This is a genomic window from Sphaerochaeta sp., from assembly GCF_050256055.1.
In the GTDB taxonomy this organism is placed as follows: domain Bacteria; phylum Spirochaetota; class Spirochaetia; order Sphaerochaetales; family Sphaerochaetaceae; genus Sphaerochaeta.
Genome location: NZ_JBFWIJ010000064.1, coordinates 1 through 3,188 on the forward strand (window position 1 = coordinate 1; position 3,188 = coordinate 3,188).

At 48.1% G+C, this 3,188-nt stretch carries 4 protein-coding genes; 2 read left to right on the forward strand and 2 right to left on the reverse strand.

Translation table 11 applies throughout. The annotated features are described in order from the left end of the window. On the reverse strand, positions 1 to 212 hold a 212-nt coding region (locus AB7C91_RS13720), incomplete at its 3' end, for a hypothetical protein (RefSeq protein WP_428592421.1). A gap of 118 nt (positions 213 to 330) precedes the next feature. Further along, the gene (locus AB7C91_RS13725) at positions 331 to 822 is read right to left on the reverse strand and encodes a hypothetical protein (protein ID WP_428592424.1); all 492 of its coding nucleotides are present in this window, start codon (positions 820 to 822) and stop codon (positions 331 to 333) included. 417 nt (positions 823 to 1,239) lie between these two features. Here AB7C91_RS13725 and AB7C91_RS13730 point away from each other — a divergent pair, with 417 nt between their 5' ends. Both AB7C91_RS13730 and AB7C91_RS13735 read left to right on the forward strand, forming a co-directional pair. Further along, a complete protein-coding gene (locus AB7C91_RS13730; protein WP_428592427.1) occupies positions 1,240 to 1,623 on the forward strand; it encodes a helix-turn-helix domain-containing protein in 384 nt (127 codons plus the stop codon). Between the two features lie 146 nt (positions 1,624 to 1,769). Then, positions 1,770 to 3,023 carry an ImmA/IrrE family metallo-endopeptidase gene (locus AB7C91_RS13735; protein WP_428592430.1) on the forward strand — a complete coding sequence of 418 codons (1,254 nt, stop codon included), beginning with the start codon at positions 1,770 to 1,772 and terminating at the stop codon, positions 3,021 to 3,023. The last annotated feature ends 165 nt before the right edge of the window (positions 3,024 to 3,188 follow it).

Consider the following 3,188-nt stretch of genomic DNA (forward strand, 5'->3'; position numbering starts at 1 on the left):
TATCTTCCATTTCCATTCACTCCTTCTTGCATTTCATGTATCTCGACGCTCCTGACCGTCTTGCCCGGTGTGAGTACGAGCACTTCGCTGTACTGGCCGAACAGGAATCGCAGCAGCCTTGCGGGTAGCTTTCGTCCACGGCTACCCAGTACCCCCTGGGTTCCTTCCCCGCCTTGGGCCACATTGATCTGGACCCTGTGTTGAAGTTTCATTGTGTTTCTCCATCGCTGTACGGGGTGTTTCCCCGGAGGCTGTTTCGGTGTGGCATCACCCCGTGTGTACATCCTCTGCCTAATACCTGAAATCCGTACCCCAAGGAGAAAACGGGGACTATGCATCCCCGAACTCCTCCGCATAGAGAGCCCTGATGCGATCGAACATCTTTCTGCGGCGGCTACGGATCGCATTGTCCGTGGTCCTTTCCTCCCGGGCGATATCGACAAGCTGTCGGCCTTCGCAGAGCTTCCAGAAAAGTTCCTGTTGGGCAGGGATCAATTGGGGAATGATCGCGTGTACCTGATCCCTGATCGAGGGAGATAACTCCTCCTGGAAGAGGACCTCCTCTGGAGCTTGAGAATTATCCACAAGGTGCTCGACGGGATCCGTAGGATGAGCTACCGGATTGGTATCGTGGAGTGTCTTTGAGAATTTGAACTTTGCATCCTGCAGTTCATCTTCATACCGGTCGTTTAGTTTCTCAGCATGGTATGAGTCTCGGAGAACGGTGATGATCTCCTCTGTGATTCCATCCTTACCTGGGGTAAGTCGGTACGGTTTTCCGTCGATGTAATAGAAGAATTCTGTCCTGGCGTCCTTTGCCATGTGTGCCTCCCGCCTGAGACGGAGGGCGAGGCCATGACACCATTCGAAGTCGTGATGATCAGATTGCAAGCCTGAGGGCACAACGAGACCAGGAGACCCGAAACAGCCCGCCAACACTCTCGGTGTGACAGGCTGCTGCATCAGGATTCCTCGCCCTAAACGTTGTCAGGCTCGAATCGATTTTAGTGTTGATTCGAAGCAACAGATATCTCAAAAAAATGCAGCCCGAAGGCTCTGGAGATATAATGTTGCATCGAATCAACAGAGTGAAGGTACAATAATTGTTGCTTCGAGTCAACACAAAGTGAGAAGATTTGAAATAATGTTGACTAGAATCAACATATTTGGTAGTATCTACCTGTAGCGGAACGTTTTGACCGCTATCGAAAGTAAATAACGAGAGAAAAGGGGATGGATATGAGCGAAAGCGAACTCACATTGGGAAAAGTCATTCAGGAAAAACGTGAAAAGCTTGATATGACCCAACGGGAACTTGCCCGAGTTATACACCTCAATCATGCCACCATCTCACGCATCGAGAACAATCCAGATATCGTGGCGGATCCAAGTACCCTGAAAGCTATTGCGCAGGCGCTGCACATTGACTACAATTACCTTCTAAGTTTGAACAAGACGATAGATGATGACAAGGATATCAGGATTATTGCGCGTGCGTCGAAGTCCATGTCCGAAGACGATAGGGAGCGGATGATGGAAATCCTACGAAACAATTTTGCTACAGCCTTCCAGGATGTTGATAGCGACGGAGTCATCGAGCCCCAGGCCTCTGATGACTTTTGATGCGACTGTATCCAGATTACCAACAACCCATTATTGAAGCCTTGATCGTACTTGAGGACTCCGGCATAGACCGGTTTCCAGTGAGTCTGCATTCTATCCAGCAACAATTTCATAATTTATTTGAGTTTTGTTCCTATGGCCGACTGATGGAACAATCAGGAATATCCCAGAAGGACTGCTTCAAGTTTTTCGGATCAGAGGATGGTGCTGCTGTTATGGATGAGAGATGTGGCAAATACATCGTCTACTACAACGAAGAGAAGAAGAAGCAACGCATTCGGTTTACCATTGCACATGAGATCGGACACATCTTTCTCGGCCACCATGAAGAATATGGCAAACCCATCCTGGAGAGGGGAGGAGTTGGACAAGAACTCTATAAGCGCTTAGAGAACGAAGCGAATTGCTTTGCCAGAAACCTTCTTTGTCCCGCCTACCATGCCGAACGGCTCTTGGATAGTCACGGCATTTCCAGGGTTGCTGACGGGAGCGAAGGTTGGGTTGCCATCCAAAAGACTCCGGTTACCTCGAACTTAAAGGCCCGCTTCAGTGCGGAATCCTTGATCGAGAAAGCGTTCGACATTTCATCCCCCGCTGCTAAAACTAGAATTGGGTTGCTGCAGGCAGATATCAACAAGTACAGCACATCCAAGATAGATTGGGAATCGACAAAACATATCAAGCATGCTGCAACTTGGTACTGTTCCTATTGTGGATGGGTACGGCTACCGGGGGCTTCCCATTGCTTCGAGTGTGGCAGAAAGCAATTTACGTTCAAGATTAATGATTCGGGATTCAGCTACAGGGATCTTGGTGTAAATTCTCACACACAATTTTCCCCATGTCCTGCCTGTGGAAATAAGATTTTCTCAGAAGACGCCGGATACTGCAGGATATGCGGTACTCCGTTAACAAATCCATGTACACATGATCCGTCGCATCTCAATCATCCTGAGGCGAAACATTGCTACGCATGTGGAAAACCTACCACATTCAAAGATAGCAAATACCATAAACATATAAAACAAAGCTTAGAAAAATATACTGAAGGAGACTTCTCGATGATATACAAGTCCGAGATTAAATACGATCGAAATACAAACAGAGTCAAGGAGTGCCCACGGTGCCTGAACGAAGAATTCAGTGCTGATGCCACCTATTGTCGGATTTGTGGGTTGCCATTGGTGAACAGTTGCATACCTGGTCAATGGGAAGATGATTTTGGGAATAGCTATCCCCGAGACCATCATGAAAACTTACCTGACTCAAGGTTCTGTGAACAGTGCGGAGAGCCAACGGTGTATTTCCAGAACAAGCTCCTTAAGACGTATAGAGAGATCCTGGGATTACCAGAGGCGGAAGATGAGGGGAATGAATTTGATCCCGACATACCGTTCTGAGGTTTCGGAGATGTCGGAACTGGGATACTCTCATCAGCAAAGCTGATCCCTTCCTTATATTTCCTTGGTATTTGTTGCTCAGGTAATTGTTGAACCGTTTCCAATCCGCTTCGTTCGCAGCCAGATTCCTGACGGTCCTCAGTACAGCCTACTGGATGGTCCGTG